At 69.2% G+C, this 14,264-nt stretch carries 12 protein-coding genes and 1 tRNA gene; 8 read left to right on the top strand and 5 right to left on the bottom strand.

Annotated features, from left to right (window positions below; genetic code table 11):
* The first annotated feature begins 222 nt into the window (after positions 1-222).
* The 8 genes from SGCZBJ_RS19510 (at position 223) to SGCZBJ_RS19475 (ending at position 10,064) form a co-directional block, all read left to right on the top strand.
* The gene (locus tag SGCZBJ_RS19510; RefSeq protein ID WP_101719612.1) at positions 223-2,667 is read left to right on the top strand and encodes a TonB-dependent receptor; all 2,445 of its coding nucleotides are present in this window, start codon (positions 223-225) and stop codon (positions 2,665-2,667) included.
* 162 nt (positions 2,668-2,829) lie between these two features.
* Entirely contained in the window at positions 2,830-3,849 is a 1,020-nt protein-coding gene (locus tag SGCZBJ_RS19505; RefSeq protein WP_205685427.1) for an aldo/keto reductase, read from the top strand.
* The gene (locus SGCZBJ_RS19500; RefSeq protein ID WP_101719611.1) at positions 3,846-4,154 is read left to right on the top strand and encodes a UxaA family hydrolase; all 309 of its coding nucleotides are present in this window, start codon (positions 3,846-3,848) and stop codon (positions 4,152-4,154) included. Before SGCZBJ_RS19505 ends, SGCZBJ_RS19500 begins: the two co-directional genes overlap by 4 nt.
* Complete coding sequence (locus tag SGCZBJ_RS19495; protein ID WP_101719610.1) at positions 4,151-5,359, top strand: UxaA family hydrolase; 1,209 nt, start codon at positions 4,151-4,153, stop codon at positions 5,357-5,359. The genes SGCZBJ_RS19500 and SGCZBJ_RS19495 overlap by 4 nt, the downstream gene beginning before the upstream one ends.
* Before the next feature lie 12 nt (positions 5,360-5,371).
* Positions 5,372-6,100, top strand: coding sequence for an SDR family oxidoreductase (locus SGCZBJ_RS19490; RefSeq protein WP_101719609.1), 729 nt, complete (start codon positions 5,372-5,374; stop codon positions 6,098-6,100).
* A gap of 1 nt (position 6,101) precedes the next feature.
* Complete coding sequence (locus SGCZBJ_RS19485) at positions 6,102-6,446, top strand: L-rhamnose mutarotase (RefSeq protein WP_101719608.1); 345 nt, start codon at positions 6,102-6,104, stop codon at positions 6,444-6,446.
* 64 nt (positions 6,447-6,510) lie between these two features.
* Positions 6,511-8,856 carry a glycoside hydrolase family 95 protein gene (locus SGCZBJ_RS19480; RefSeq protein WP_101719607.1) on the top strand — a complete coding sequence of 782 codons (2,346 nt, stop codon included), beginning with the start codon at positions 6,511-6,513 and terminating at the stop codon, positions 8,854-8,856.
* A 29-nt stretch (positions 8,857-8,885) separates the two neighbouring features.
* The gene (locus tag SGCZBJ_RS19475; protein ID WP_133149299.1) at positions 8,886-10,064 is read left to right on the top strand and encodes a glycoside hydrolase family protein; all 1,179 of its coding nucleotides are present in this window, start codon (positions 8,886-8,888) and stop codon (positions 10,062-10,064) included.
* On the opposite strand, the gene SGCZBJ_RS19470 is transcribed toward SGCZBJ_RS19475, so the two are convergent.
* The 5 genes from SGCZBJ_RS19470 to SGCZBJ_RS19450 all read right to left on the bottom strand — a co-directional run bounded on the left by SGCZBJ_RS19470 (position 10,061) and on the right by SGCZBJ_RS19450 (position 14,230).
* On the bottom strand, positions 10,061-10,840 hold the full coding sequence (locus tag SGCZBJ_RS19470; RefSeq protein ID WP_101719605.1) for an IclR family transcriptional regulator: 780 nt from the start codon (positions 10,838-10,840) through the stop codon (positions 10,061-10,063). The genes SGCZBJ_RS19475 and SGCZBJ_RS19470 overlap by 4 nt on opposite strands.
* Positions 10,841-10,845: 5 nt before the next feature.
* Positions 10,846-11,649, bottom strand: a complete 804-nt coding sequence (locus SGCZBJ_RS19465; protein ID WP_101719604.1) for an amidohydrolase family protein — start codon at positions 11,647-11,649, stop codon at positions 10,846-10,848.
* Entirely contained in the window at positions 11,643-12,656 is a 1,014-nt protein-coding gene (locus SGCZBJ_RS19460; RefSeq protein WP_205685426.1) for a zinc-binding alcohol dehydrogenase family protein, read from the bottom strand. The genes SGCZBJ_RS19465 and SGCZBJ_RS19460 overlap by 7 nt, the downstream gene beginning before the upstream one ends.
* A gap of 2 nt (positions 12,657-12,658) precedes the next feature.
* A complete protein-coding gene (gene fucP, locus SGCZBJ_RS19455; protein ID WP_101719603.1) occupies positions 12,659-13,972 on the bottom strand; it encodes an L-fucose:H+ symporter permease in 1,314 nt (437 codons plus the stop codon).
* Positions 13,973-14,153: 181 nt separating this feature from the next.
* Positions 14,154-14,230: transfer RNA gene (locus SGCZBJ_RS19450), tRNA-Met, on the bottom strand.
* Positions 14,231-14,264 lie beyond the last annotated feature (34 nt).

Below are 14,264 nucleotides of genomic sequence, written 5' to 3'. Positions count from 1 at the left end.
CTTTCCCTCGTGTTCTCCCTTCCCCCTAAGGCCTCCGGCTCCGAGCGCTCTTACGACAATTTCGAAACGCCCTGTTGAGAATTTCTGCAATACCGATCGGAGTAGTTGGGATTTAAAGCTCCCTCCGCACCGCAACGACGACGCATCGGCGAAGGGCCCGCCGACGCGTCAATGGCCGTCGTTTTCTGCGGTTGTTCTTGCAGTCTATGGGGGCTCCTCGCGATGTCGGGCGTACTCGTTTCTATCCACCAGGCGAATACTCGCCGTGACCACAACCACGGCGCGACGCTTCGCCGCCTGACCTTGGCCGCCTCGTGCGTGGCCCTGATGGCCGGCGCCGCGCCCGCCTTCGCCGCCGAGACGCCTGCGAGCCCCGAGCCGACCACCGCCTCGGCGGACGACGCCGTGGGCCTCGACGCCGTGGTCGTCACCGCCCGCCGCCGCGACGAGGACGCCCAGACCGTGCCCGTCGCCGTCTCGGCCTTCGGCGGCGCCCAGCTGGAGGCCGCCCGCGCCTTCAACGTCCGCGACCTCCAGACCCTGTCGCCCAGCCTGTCGGTCAGCGTCACCAACCCGCGCAACACCAGCATCAACATCCGCGGCCTGGGCAACAACGTCTCGGTCTATAACGACGGCCTGCAATCGGCGGTCGGCGTCTATCTCGACCAGGTCTATCTGGGCCGTCCGGGCCAGGCGGTGTTCGACCTGGCCGACCTCGACTCTGTCCAGGTGCTGCGCGGCCCGCAAGGCACGCTCTTCGGCAAGAACACCTCGGCCGGCGCCCTCGTGATCGCCACCAAGGAGCCGAAGTTCACGCCGGAGTTCTCGGCCGACGTCACCGGAGGCAACTACGACTACTTCCAGGCCCACCTGATCGCCTCGGGCCCGATCGTCGAGGACAAGCTGGCCTACCGCGTCTCGCTGGCCAACACCCAGCGCGGCGGCTACATGACCAACGTCTATGACGGGTCGAAAACCCAGGATTATCACGACTTCGGCGGCCGGGTTCAGTTCCTGCTGACGCCGAACGAAAGCCTCTCCATCAAGCTCTCGGGCGACTACGGCCAGCAGTACTCCAACACCGCCGCCAGCGTCCTGACCGGCCTCTTCACCAACTACGCCGACAGCGGCGCGGCCTATCCGAACGGCTACCTGGCCCGCACGGCGCGCATCGGCTTCACGCCGCCGCCGATCGATCCAGAGGCGCGCCGGGTCTCGGTCAACACCAAGAACAGCTATTTCGAGACCCACGGCGGGGTCTCGGCCATCGTCGACTATAAGCTGGCCGACGCGACGATCACCTCGGTCACCGCCTGGCGCGGCTGGCACTGGCGCCCGCACAACGACGCCGACGGCACGACCGTCTCGGCGATCATCGACGCCCACCAGGACAACGACCAGCAGCAGTTCAGCCAGGAACTGCGCATCCGCTCGGAAGGCGACCGCAAGCTCGATTACGTCGCGGGCCTCTACTACTTCTGGCAGGACCTCGAGGCCGAGGCGGTCAACTATTACGGCCCGGCGGCGGCCGACTGGCTGCTGGCGCCGGCGGCGGCCTCGGCGACGGTGCGGGCGGCGGCGCTGAACAACTACTCGATCGTCAGCCACTCCAGCCCCGAGACCACCAGCGCGGCGGCCTTCGCGCAAGGCACCTGGCACGTCACCGACCGCTTCGATATCACCGGCGGCCTGCGCTACACCTACGAGAAGATGACCGGCTGGTTCGACCAGACGGCCTGGGGCGCCGACCTGTCGGGCCTCAGCGCCGCCGACCGGGCCACGGCCCTAACCCTGCGCGCGCGCTTCGGCGCGGCCAATACGTTCTCGTCCAAGACCTCGGGCGACAGCCTGACCGGCAACGTCACCCTGGCCTACACCTTCGACAACGGCCCGCTCGTCTATGCGACCTACGCCCGGGGCTACAAGGCCGGCGGCCTGAACCTGTCGAACATCAACACTTCCGGCGCCAACGCCGTCGATCCGGTCATCGCGCCGGAGACCATCGACGCCTACGAGGCGGGCCTGAAGAGCACCTGGTTCGACCGCCGCCTGACCGCCAACCTGGCGCTCTTCTGGACGAACGACGACGGCTACCAGACCACCGCCGTCAACCTGATCAACAACGCCAGCTACCTGACCAACGCCGGCAGCGTGCGCAGCCGCGGCGTCGAGCTGGATCTGCGGGCCGCGCCGATCCAGGGCCTGACCCTCTACGGTTCGACCACCTACAACGACGCCAGCTACACCAGCTACGAGCAGGCCGCCTGCCCGATCGAGATCCAGCTGTCGACCTACTGCAACCTCACCGGCCGCCGCCTGCCCGGCGCGTCGCTGTGGGCCGCCTCGACCGGCGGCGAGTATCGCAAGGCGGCCGGAACCTGGCGCAGCGATGGCCTGACGGCCTATGCCGGCTACGACGCCAGCTACAAGTCGTCCTACTACACCAGCGCCTCGAACTCGGAATATTCGAAGATCAAGGGCTACACCCTGCTGAACCTGCGCGCCGGCGTCGGCGCGGAAGACGGCAGCTGGGACCTGCAGGTCTGGGGCCGCAACGTCTTCGACAAGCTCTACTACCTGTCGCTGGGCGCGGGGAACACCGGCGCGATCACCGGCTCGCTGGGCGATCCGCGCACCTTCGGCGTCACCCTGCGCGTGCGCCGCTAGACCCCTTCTTCTCCTGCTTCCCCTGACTGGGCCCGCTTCACGGCGGGCCCTTTTTCTTTGGCCGGATGGCTGCGCTTGATGCTTGGCCGATTGACTCGCTGCCTGAGCGATGGAATTTTACCAGCAACATCGATTTCATAAATAAACGGGATGGAAACGCGAATGGATGTCGCCCAAGAGCGATCGCAGGCCCTGGCGCGGCTGCCGCGACTGGGCTTTGGCGGCGCGGCCGTGGGCAACCTCTACGCCGCCGTTTCCGACACCCAGGCCCAGGCTGTGATCAACGCGGCCCTGGCCGCGGGCATCCGCTATTTCGACACCGCCCCGCACTACGGCTTCGGCCTCAGCGAGACCCGCCACGGCGAGGCGCTGGCCGGTTGTGACGCCATCATCTCCACCAAGGTCGGCCGGGTGCTGCAGCCTATCGCCTCCCCCGCCCGCGAACGCCACGGCTTCGTCGACGCCGCCCCGTTCGAGCCGGTGTTCGACTACAGCTACGACGGCGTCATGCGGTCGTTCGAGGCCAGCCTCCAACGGCTGCAACGCAACCGCGTCGACATCCTGCTGGCCCACGACCTGGGCCGCGACACCCACGGCGAAGATCATCCCGACCACATGCGCGCCTTCCTGGACGGCGGCTACAAGGCCATGCGCGAGCTGAAGGACGCGGGCGCGGTCGGCGCGATCGGCCTGGGCGTAAACGAGCAGGCGGTTTGCGACGAGGCCCTGGACCATGCGGACTTCGACGTCTTCCTGCTGGCCGGCCGCTACACCTTGCTGGAACAGACCGCTCTGGACGGCTTCCTGCCCCGTTGCGAGCAGCGCGGCGTGAAGATCATCGTCGGCGGCCCGTTCAACTCCGGCGCCCTGGTCGAGACGCCCGCCGGCGGACCGATCCACTACAATTACGCCCTAGCCGACGCGGCGATCATCGCGCGGGTCGAGCGCCTGCGCCGGGTCTGCGCCGCCCACGGCGTCCCGCTGGCCGCCGCAGCCCTGCAATTCCCCCTCGCCCACCCGGCCGTGGCCAGCGTGATCCCCGGCATGGCCAGCCCGGCCCAGGTCGCCGACGCCATCGCCTGGATGGAGACCCCGCTTCCCGCCGCCCTCTGGAGCGACCTGCGCGCCGAAGGCCTGCTGCATCCAGGCGCGCCGACGCCCGCCTCGCGAGCCGCCGCGTGAAACCGATCCTGCTGCATCCGGACGACAACGTCCTCGTGCTGGCCGCCGCGATCCAGTCCGGCCAGGCGATCGAGATCGACGGCGCGGTGCTGGCCGCGCCGCAGGACGTCGCCGTCGGTCACAAGATCGCCCGTCATGCCCTCGCCGTCGGCGACAAGGTGCTGAAGTACGGCGCGCCGATTGGCTCGATGACCGCTGCCGCCCCGCCGGGCGCCCACGTCCACATGCACAACATGAAGAGCGACTACATCGCCAGCCACACGCGGCAAGCCACTGGCCAGGCCACGGGCGAGGACCCGTCATGAGCGCGCTCACCGGCTACCTGCGCGCCGACGGCCGCAAGGGGATCCGCAACGTCGTGGCGGTGGCCTATCTCGTCGAGTGCGCCCACCACGTGGCCCGCGCCATCGTGACCAAGAGCGACGACACCGACGTCCACCTGATCGGCTTCCCCGGCTGCTATCCCAACGCCTATGCGCTGAAGGTCATGCAGGCGATCGGCGCGCATCCCAATGTCGGCGGCGTGCTGCTGATCTCTCTGGGCTGCGAGAGCTTCAACCGCGAGGCCCTGCGCGCCGCGATCGCCGCCAGCGGCCGCCCAGTCGAGGTGCTGGTCATCCAGGAAAGCGGCGGCACCGCCGAGACGATCCGCAAGGGCGTCGAGGCCGTGGCCCGCCTGAAGGCCCTTGCCGACCAGGCTCCGCGCGTTCCCATGGACGTATCCGAACTGGTGATCGGCACCATCTGCGGCGGCTCGGACGGCACCAGCGGGATCACCGCCAATCCCGCCGTCGGCCGGGCCTTCGACCGCCTGGGCGCGGCCGGCGCGGCCTGCGTATTCGAAGAGACTGGCGAGCTGGTCGGTTGCGAGAAGATCATGGCCGATCGCGCGATCACGCCGGAACTCGGGATCGAACTGGAGGCCAGCGTCCGCAAGGCCGAAGCCTACTACACCGTCATGGGCTACGGCAGCTTCGCGCCCGGCAACGCCGAGGGCGGACTGACCACCCAGGAAGAAAAGTCGATGGGGGCCTACTCAAAGTCCGGCTCGGCCCCGATCGTCGGCATCCTCAAGCCCGGCGACCAGCCGGTCAGCGGCGGCCTCTACCTGCTCGACGTGGTGCCCGACGGCGAGGCGCGGTTCGGCTTTCCCAACATCTCCGACAACGCCGAGATCGTCGAGCTGATCGCCTGCGGGGCGCACTTGACGCTGTTCACCACCGGGCGCGGCTCGGTGGTGGGCTCGGCGATCTCGCCCGTGATCAAGGTCTGCGCCAATCCCGAGACCTACCGAAAGCTCTCCGGCGACATGGACGTCGACGCCGGCCGGGTCATGGAGGGCCGCGGCACGCTCGACGAGGTCGGCGACGAGATCTTCGACCTGGTGCTGGCCGTGGCCGGCGGCGCGCGGACGGTGTCCGAAGCCTTGGGCCACCAGGAATTCATCCTCACCTACAAGGCCTTCGACCCGATCGGTCCGGCCTGCCTGCCGCTGCGACGCGTGAGTTAAGGGGCGACACCGATGGGAAGACTTTCAGGCAAGACCGCCCTGGTCACGGCCGCCGCCCAGGGCATCGGCAAGGCCAGCGCCGAGCTCTTCGCCCGCGAAGGCGCGCGGGTGATCGCCACCGACCTCAACGCCGACCTGCTGGCGAGCATCGAAGGCTGCGAAGGCCGCCGGCTCGACGTCCGCGATCCCGACGCCATCAACGCCCTGGCCGCCGAGCTGGGCGCGATCGACGTGCTGTTCAACTGCGCCGGCTACGTCCATTCGGGCACGATCCTCGACTGTGACGAACAGGCCTGGGCCTTCTCCAACGACCTCAACGTCACGGCCCAGTACCGCGCCATCCGCGCCTTCCTGCCGGCCATGCTGGCGGCCGGCGGCGGCTCGATCGTCAACATGGCCTCGGTGGCCAGCTCGATCAAAGGCGTGCCGGGTCGCTTCGCCTACGGCGCCACCAAGGCCGCGGTGATCGGCCTGACCAAGGCCGTGGCCGCCGACTTCGTGGGCCAGGGGATACGCTGCAACGCCATCTGCCCGGGCACCGTCGACACGCCGTCGCTGAACCAGCGCCTGGCCGACACCGGCGACTACGAGGCCGCCCACAAGGCCTTCACCGCCCGCCAGCCGATGGGGCGCCTGGGCAAGCCGGAAGAGCTGGCCCAGCTGGCGTTGTATCTGGCCAGCGACGAGTCGGCCTTCACCACGGGCCAGATCCACATCATCGACGGCGGCTGGATCAACTGACGTGCGCCGCTGCCTCGCCCTCGACCTCAAGGACGACGCCGACCTGATCGCCCGCTACGAGGCCTGGCACCGCCCCGGCGCGGTTCCCGAGCCCGTGGTCGCGTCGATCCGCGCGGCCGGCATCCTCGAGATGGAGATCTGGCGCGTCCAGGACCGGCTGTTCATGCTCATTGAGGCGGGGCCCGACTTCTCGCCGCAGGCCAAGGCCGCCGCCGACATGGACTCTCGCGACGTCCGGGCCTGGGAGCGGCTGATGTCCGCCTTCCAGAAGCCCCTTCCCGGCTCTGCGTCCGACGAGAAGTGGCGCGACATGCGCCGGATCTTCGCCCTTTCCGAGCAGCCCTGACCTTCCGGCCGCTCTTCCCGACACCACGATTGTTTTCGAGTTCAGAACGAGGCACGGCGACAAGATGAATGTGACCCGCAGAACCGCTTTGGCCGCCACCGCCGGCGCCTCCCTGGTCGCCGCCTCGCCCGTGCGCGCCGCGCCGGCCAAGACCTCCGCCCCGCGCCTGTGGTATCGCCAGCCGGCCAAGGAATGGGTCGAGGCCCTGCCCGTCGGCTCGGGCAAGCTGGGCGCCATGGTGTTCGGCGGCGTGGCGGCCGAACGCCTGCAACTGAACGAAGACACCCTGTGGGCGGGCGGCCCCTACGAGCCGATCAATCCCGAGGCCAACGCCGCCCTGCCCGAGATCCGCCGCCTGATAAACGCCGGCGATTACGCCAAGGCCACCGACCTGGCCGAGGCCAAGTTCATGGCCCTGCCCAAGCGCCAGATGTCCTACCAGACCATCGGCGACCTCAAGCTCGACTTCCCCGGCCTGTCCGACGCCGTCGAAGGCTATGTCCGCGACCTCGACCTCGACGGTGCGATCACCACGACCCGGTTTACCGCCGGCGGCGTCAGCTATCTGCGCGAGGTGATCGCCAGCCATCCCGACGGCGTCATCGCCGTGCGCCTGACCGCCGGCCGCAAGGGCGCGATCGATGTCGACCTGTCGTTCAGCTCGCCGCTGAAGTCCAAGCCGGTCTCGTCGGTGGAAGGCGCGCACCTGATCCTGGCCGGCAAGAACGAGGCCTCGCAGGGCATCGACGCCCGCCTGACCTTCGAGACGCGGGTCGAGGTCCGCGCCAAGGGCGGCCAGGTCTCGGGCGCTGACGGCAAGCTGTCGGTGAAGGGCGCCGACGAGGTGCTGCTGCTGATCGCCGCCGCCACCAGCTATCGCCGCTATGACGACGTCTCGGGCGACCCGGTCGCGCTGAACAAGGCCACGCTGTCCACGCTTACCGGCAAGCCCTGGGCGAAGATCCTGGCCGAGCACCAGGCCGATCACCGCGCCCTCTTCCGCCGCTTCAGCGTCGACTTCGGCCGCACCCGCGCCGATCTCCTGCCCACCGACGAGCGGATCAGGCAGTCGCCGACCACCGACGATCCGTCGCTGGAGGCGCTGTACTTCCAGTACGGCCGCTACCTGCTGATCGCCTGCTCGCGCCCCGGCAGCCAGCCGGCCAACCTGCAAGGCGTCTGGAACGACAAGACCTTCGCCCCCTGGGGCAGCAAGTACACGATCAACATCAACACCGAGATGAACTACTGGCCGGCCGAGCCGACCGACCTGCCCGAACTGGTCGAGCCGCTGATCGCGCTGGTTTCCGACATCGCCCAGACCGGCGAGCGCATGGCCAGGGCCATGTACGGCGCGCGCGGCTGGGTCACCCACCACAACACCGACCTGTGGCGCGCCACCGGCCCCATCGACGGCGCCAAGTTCGGCGTCTGGCCCACCGGCGGCGCCTGGCTGTGCAAGCACGTCTGGGACCACTACGACTACGGCCGCGACAAGGCCTACCTGGCCCGCGTCTATCCGCTGATGAAGGGCTCGGCCCGCTTCTTCCTCGACACCCTGGTGGTCGACCCGAAATTCGGCGTTCTGGTCACCAACCCGTCGATCTCGCCCGAGAACAACCACGGCCACGGTTCGTCCCTGGTCGCCGGGCCGACCATGGACCAGGCGATCATCCGCGACCTGTTCGACAACTGCCTGAAGGCGGAGGCCATTCTCGGTCCCGACGCCGCCTTCGTCGCTGAGGTGAAGGCCGCCCGCGACAAGCTCGCCCCCTACAAGATCGGCAAGGACGGCCAGCTCCAGGAGTGGCAGGAGGACTGGGACGCCGACGCCAACGACATCCATCACCGCCACGTCTCGCACCTCTACGGCCTGTTCCCGTCCGACCAGATCTCGGTCGACACCACGCCGGATCTCGCCAAGGCCGCCAGGACCTCGCTGGTCACCCGTGGCGACCTCTCGACCGGCTGGGCCATCGCCTGGCGCCTGAACCTCTGGGCCCGCCTGGGCGACGGCGACCGCGCCCACAGCATTCTCAAGCTGTTGCTGGGCCCCGAACGCACCTATCCCAACATGTTCGACGCCCACCCGCCGTTCCAGATCGACGGCAATTTCGGCGGGACCTCGGGCATGACCGAGCTGGTCATGCAAAGCCGCAACGACGGCATCTACCTGCTGCCCGCCCTGCCCAAGAGCTGGCCCACCGGCCGGATGACCGGCCTGCGCGCCCGTGGCGCGATCGCCGTCGACGTGCGGTGGAGCGGCGGCAAGCTGACCGAGGCCGTGTTGACCGCAAAGGAGGCCGGCAGGCACACCGTGGTCCTGGCAGGCTCGACGCTGGATCTCGACCTCAAGAAGGGCCAGCGCGTGCGGCTGGCCGCCCGCGACGGCGTGCTGAAGCGGGCATGACGCGCCAGGTGTTCAAGCGGAGTAGCTCGATGTCGTCGCGTTCAAGCATGCTGGCCCTGGCGGCGGCGTTGGTCCTGGCTCCGGTCGCCCTGCCCGCCGTCGCGGCGGCTCAGGTCCCGGCCGCCCCCGCTGCAACGGAAGTCGTCCCGACGCTCGGGCCCAAGCCCTTCATCGGCTACTTCAAGCCCATGCCGCGCGCCAAGCTGTCGACGACGGCCTGGGGCGCAGCCGAGGTCGGCCCGCGCGATCCCCGCAACGGCCTCGAAGACCTCTCGATGGCCCGGTGGAACTACTGGGACGGCCAGATCCTGAAAGGCCCCGACGGCAAGTACCGCATGTTCGCCAGCCGCTGGGACCAGGCGCTGGGCCACAAGGCCTGGGGCCGGTCCCTGGGGGTCAGCGCGATCAGCGACAGCCTTTTTGGTCCCTATCGCGACCGCGGCCTGACCTGGCCCGATAACCAGGGCGGCCTTGGCCACAACGTCACGGCCCTGAAGCTGCACGACGGCCGCTACGCCGTCGTGGTCAGCGAAACGCGCGGCGGCGACGTCTTCGTGTCGGACAGCCTCGACGGCCCCTGGACGCAGCTGGGAACCATCAGCCTCGACCAGAGCCGCTTCCAGCTGGTCAAGACGCCGGGCGACGCAGCCCTGCGCGACACGCCCACGGCGACGCCCGCCAAGCCGGCCAATTTCAGCGTCCTGCTGCGCCCCGACGGCGCCTACCAGATCGTGCCGCGCTCGGGCCAGATCCTGATCAGCAGGACGGGGATCCTCGGCCCCTACACGGTGATGGGCGACAGCGTCTATCGCGGCCTGGACGGCGTGCCACAGCGCGACATGCGCGCCTTCGAGGATCCGGTGCTGTGGTTCAGCGGCGGCCTCTACCACATCGTCGTCAACCAGTGGCGCGAGCGCCGCGCCTACCACCTGGTCTCGCGCGACGGGATCACCGGCTGGCGCGTCCAGGGCCTGGCCTACGAGCCCGGCGCCGACTTCATCCGCTACGCCGACGGCACGAAGAACAACTGGAACAAGCTCGAACGCCCCGGCGTGGTGATGGAGAACGGCCACGTCGTCGCTATGACCTTCGCCGTCGTCGACACGCCCAAGGACGACCAGACCGGAAACAACGGCCATGGCAGCAAGATCATCGTCGTGCCCTTCGACGGCGCGGCCATGGACCGGGATCTGGCTGGGCTTCCCTAGATCCCGTTGCGCGCCGTCGGGCCGATCTCGGCGCTGATGGCGGCGGCGTGGCGTTGCAGGTTGGCGATGGTGTCGGGCATCGAGATGGCGCTGGGCGTGTCGACATAGGGGCAGGTCAGCGCCGCCACCACGCCGTCGGCCCCGTGAACCGGCACCGACAGGTCGATCACCGCCGAGGTCACGTAGCTGGCGGCCTGCACATGGCCGTCCTTGCGGGCTTGAGCGGCGGCGGCCAGGAAGGCCTCCCAGGCCGCCTTGGTCGCACCGTCGCGCAGTTGCGCGCCCCAGCGCTCGCGCACCCGCTCAGGCTGGAAGGCGAACAGGACGAGGCCCGAGGTCGCCTCGACGATCTTGCGGCGATAGCCCACGCGCACCGAATAGCCCTGGTCGCCCGGGGCCTCCATGCGCGCCACCACCACCATCTGGTCGCCGCTGGCCACGGCCAGGTGGCACGACTGGCCGGTGACCTGGCACGAGGCCCTCATCTCCGGCAGCGCCGCTTCCAGAAGGTCCTTGGCCGGCGCCCGGGTCATGCCCAGGGCGAACAGCTTGTTGGTCAGCACCAGGCCGTCCTCGTCGGCGGCGCGGCCGACATAGCCCCGCGCCTCCAGCACCTGGACCATCCGGAAAAGCTCGCTGGACGAGCGATCGAGCGCCGCCGAGATCTGCGCGAGGGTCAGGCCGCCCCGGTGCGCGGCCAGCAGCTCCAGCACGTCGAGGCCCTTTTCCAGGGCGGGAGCGCGATATTCTCGCTTCTTGGCGGGCGCGTCGGACATGGCTTCTATAAGCGATAGAATCGTCGCGCCGTCTCGCCAAATAGCGCCGCTCGCCCGGCCGACGGGACCCAGGCCTCGCACGTGTCCCGCCAGGCCGCGTAGTCGCCGGCCAGGTTCAGCACCGGCCAGTCGCTGCCCCACATCAGCCGTTCGGGGCCGAAGACCTCCAGCAGATGCGCAGCATAGGGCGCGACCAACTCTACGGTCGGGCGGTCGCCGGCCTCGGTCAGCAGGCCCGACAGCTTGCAGTGCACGCCCGGCTCGGCGGCGAGGGCGGCGATGTCGTCCCGCCAGGGATCAAGCCTCCCCTCCCCGATCGCCGGCTTGCCGCCGTGGTCGATCACCACCCGCAGCTCCGGCCAGCGCCGCACGAAGGCCAGCAAGGACGACAGATGGCGCGGCCGCACCAGGGCGTCAAAGGCCAAGCCGGCCTCCACCATCGCCGTGATCGCCGGCTCCAACGCCGGATCCAGGATCCAGTCGGACGCCAGGTCCTGCAACATCGGCCGCAGGCCCTTCAGCTTGGGATACCCGGCCAACGCCGCAATCTTCGCCGGCGCATCTGGCGCGGCCAGGTTGGTCCAGCCGACCACGCCCAGTACAATCGGATCGGCGGCCGCCAGCTCCAGCAGCCAGGCGGTGTCGCGCTCGCTCGGCTGCGACTGCGCCAGCACCACGCTATCGGGCCCGCCCGCCGCGCGCAGGTCGTCCAGCCCGAAATCACGATGGATCGCCGGCAGGTCCGCCGCAGGCCATTCATGGTCGTTCCGTCCGATCCGCCAGACGTGGCAGTGGGCGTCGATCAGCACGCGACGATGGCCTTGATCACCCCGGCCGACGGCTCCATCCAGCCCGACAGGGCCTGCGCCAGATCCCGCAGGTCGGCCCTGTGACTGTTCAGCGCCGCCGTCGGCACCAGGCCCGCGCGGATCGCCGCCAGCACGTGGTCGAAGTCCTCGATCGTGGCGTTGCGGCTGCCCAGCAGCGACATCTCGCGCTTGTGGAACTCCGGGTCGGAAAAGGTGATGTCGGCCGCCACCACCGATATCAGCACATAGCTGCCGCCGTGGCCGACATAGGCGAACCCCTGCTGCATGGCCGCCGGATTGCCGGTGGCGTCGAACACCACGTCGAAGAACGCGCCGTCGGTCAGGGTCGACAGCGCTTGCGCCGTATCCTCGCCGACCGTCAGCGTCCGCTCGACGCCCAGGTGCTCGGCGCAGAACCCCAGCCGGTCCTCGCGGCCGTCCAGCACCGTCACCCGCGCCCCGGCCAGCCGGGCGAACAGGGCCGCGGCGATGCCGATCGGCCCCGCCCCGACCACCAGGGCGCTCTGCCCCGGCTCGATCCGTGCCCGCCGCACGGCGTGGGCGCCGATGGCCAGGAACTCGACCATGGCCGCCTCGTCCAGGCCCACGCCCTCGACCTTGCGCACGAAACCCTGCGGCACGGCCAGGTACTCGGCCAGCCCTCCGTCCATGTGCACGCCCAGCACCCGGATGTTCATGCAGCAGTTGGTCTTGCCCTTGGCGCAGGCCGCGCACGTCCCGCACGACAGGTAAGGCATGACATAGGCATGGTCGCCTGGCGCCAGGCCGCCGCCCGCTGGCGCCGACACGACCTCGCCCGACAGCTCGTGGCCCATCACCCGGGGATAGGACAGGTAGGGCTGGGTGCCGCGATAGATGTGCATGTCGGTGCCGCACACCCCTACCCTGCGCACACGCAACAGCACCTCGTCCGGGCCAGGCGTCGGCGTCGGCCTCCGCTCGAGCACCAGCTCGCCCGGCGCCGCGCAGACCAGAACGTCCATCATCCTCAGTGGCCTCCGACCAGAACGGCGTCGTGGGCGCTCACCTCGCGCCGGCGGGCGGTGATCGCGAACAGGCCGACCACGGCGAAGCAGGCGCAGGGCACGAGGATCGCCGTCCGGATCGAGCTGGCGTCCGACAGCGCGCCCATCGCCGCCGGCAGCACCGCCCCGCCGACGATGCTCATCACCAGGAACGACGAGCCGGTCTTGGTCAGCGGCCCCAGACCCTTGAGAGAGCTGGCGAAGATGGTCGGGAACATGATCGACATGAAGAAGCTGGTGGCCGCCAGGGCCAGCAGGCCGGTGCGCCCGCCGACCGACACGGCCACCAGGGTCAAGGCCACGTTGGCGGCGGCGAACAGCGCCATCAGCCGCGAGGGATCGACCCGGCTCATCAAGGCCGTGCCGGCGAAGCGTCCGGCCATGAAGCCGACCAGCGACCACGACAGATAGGCCGCCGCCGTCTTCTCGCCCATGCCCGGAACCTGGTCCTGGCCGTAGCGGATCATGTAGCTCCACACGCCCACCTGGGCGCCGACATAGAAGAACTGCGCCGCCACCCCGAACAGGAAGCGCGGGCGCGAGAACAGGCCAAGGATCGGCTTGTCGGCCTTGTCTTCCGGCGCGTCGGCGCTCGGACGGCTGGCCTGGACCGGAAAGCGGGTGAAGGCCACCAGCAGCGCCCAGGTCAGCACCACGGCGGCGATGATCAGGTACGGGATCTGGGTCGACTGCGCCTCGGCGGCCTGGAAGGCCGACAGCTGCGCCGGCGTCATGGCCGCGAATTCGGCTTTCGTCGGCTCCACGCCCGACAGGATGAACTGGCGGCCGACCACCACGGCGGTGATCGCGCCCAGCGGATTGAAGGCCTGGGCCAGGTTCAGCCGCTGTTCGGCCTTGGCCGGATCCCCCAGCACGGTGATCAGCGGATTGGCCGAGGTCTCCAGGAACGCCAGGCCCGAGGCGATGACGAACAGCGCGCTCAGGAACAGCTCGTAGCGGCGCAGCTCGGCCGCCGGCCAGAACAGCAGCGCCCCCGCCCCGAACAGCACAAGGCCCACGATCACGGCGGCCTTGTAGCCGTAGCGGCGCATCAGGAGGCCCGCCGGCAGGGCCAGGAAGAAGTAGCCCAGATAGAAGGCCGACTGCACCAGGCCGGACTGCAGGTCGGTGAGGAAGAAGGCCTTCTTCAGGTGCGGGATCAGCACGTCGTTGAGGTTGTTGGCCACGCCCCACAGAAAGAACAGCGCGACGATCAGCACCAGCGGCGCGAGGCCCTCCCGGCCTCTTGAATCGCGTGCTGTGGGGTCCTGGGTCATGAGACGTCTCCTCCCGGCCGCGCCCTCTGACGGAGCGCCTGCCGACAAGGCATCATATATGAACTAGATCGTCAAATATGAAATCGGTCAGGCAACACGAAGCGACGCCGCCAGGTCGAAAACAGATCCCGAAACGACGAAAGCCCCCAGCTTTGGACTGGGGGCTTTACGTAGAAGAATTTGGGTGCGGGGACAGGATTTGAACCTGTGACCTTCAGGTTATGAGCCTGACGAGCTACCGGGCTGCTCCACCCCGCGGCAGGGGTATGTATCGTGAGGGAGGGTTCTGGAC

The sequence above is a fragment of the Caulobacter zeae genome, from assembly GCF_002858925.1.
Taxonomy (GTDB): Bacteria; Pseudomonadota; Alphaproteobacteria; order Caulobacterales; family Caulobacteraceae; genus Caulobacter; species Caulobacter zeae.
This window is presented reverse-complemented; position numbering and strand designations above follow the sequence as displayed.

What these genes read in the sequence shown, in the direction of transcription:
- SGCZBJ_RS19510 (WP_101719612.1), top strand. Translation starts at nt 223, where the DNA reads ATGTCGGGCGTACTCGTTTCTATCCACCAGGCGAATACTCGCCGTGAC.
- SGCZBJ_RS19505 (WP_205685427.1), top strand. Translation starts at nt 2,830, where the DNA reads ATGGATGTCGCCCAAGAGCGATCGCAGGCCCTGGCGCGGCTGCCGCGA.
- SGCZBJ_RS19495 (WP_101719610.1), top strand. Translation starts at nt 4,151, where the DNA reads ATGAGCGCGCTCACCGGCTACCTGCGCGCCGACGGCCGCAAGGGGATC.
- SGCZBJ_RS19490 (WP_101719609.1), top strand. Translation starts at nt 5,372, where the DNA reads ATGGGAAGACTTTCAGGCAAGACCGCCCTGGTCACGGCCGCCGCCCAG.
- SGCZBJ_RS19480 (WP_101719607.1), top strand. Translation starts at nt 6,511, where the DNA reads ATGAATGTGACCCGCAGAACCGCTTTGGCCGCCACCGCCGGCGCCTCC.
- SGCZBJ_RS19475 (WP_133149299.1), top strand. Translation starts at nt 8,886, where the DNA reads ATGTCGTCGCGTTCAAGCATGCTGGCCCTGGCGGCGGCGTTGGTCCTG.
- SGCZBJ_RS19470 (WP_101719605.1), bottom strand. Translation starts at nt 10,840, where the DNA reads ATGTCCGACGCGCCCGCCAAGAAGCGAGAATATCGCGCTCCCGCCCTG.
- SGCZBJ_RS19460 (WP_205685426.1), bottom strand. Translation starts at nt 12,656, where the DNA reads ATGATGGACGTTCTGGTCTGCGCGGCGCCGGGCGAGCTGGTGCTCGAG.
- fucP (WP_101719603.1), bottom strand. Translation starts at nt 13,972, where the DNA reads ATGACCCAGGACCCCACAGCACGCGATTCAAGAGGCCGGGAGGGCCTC.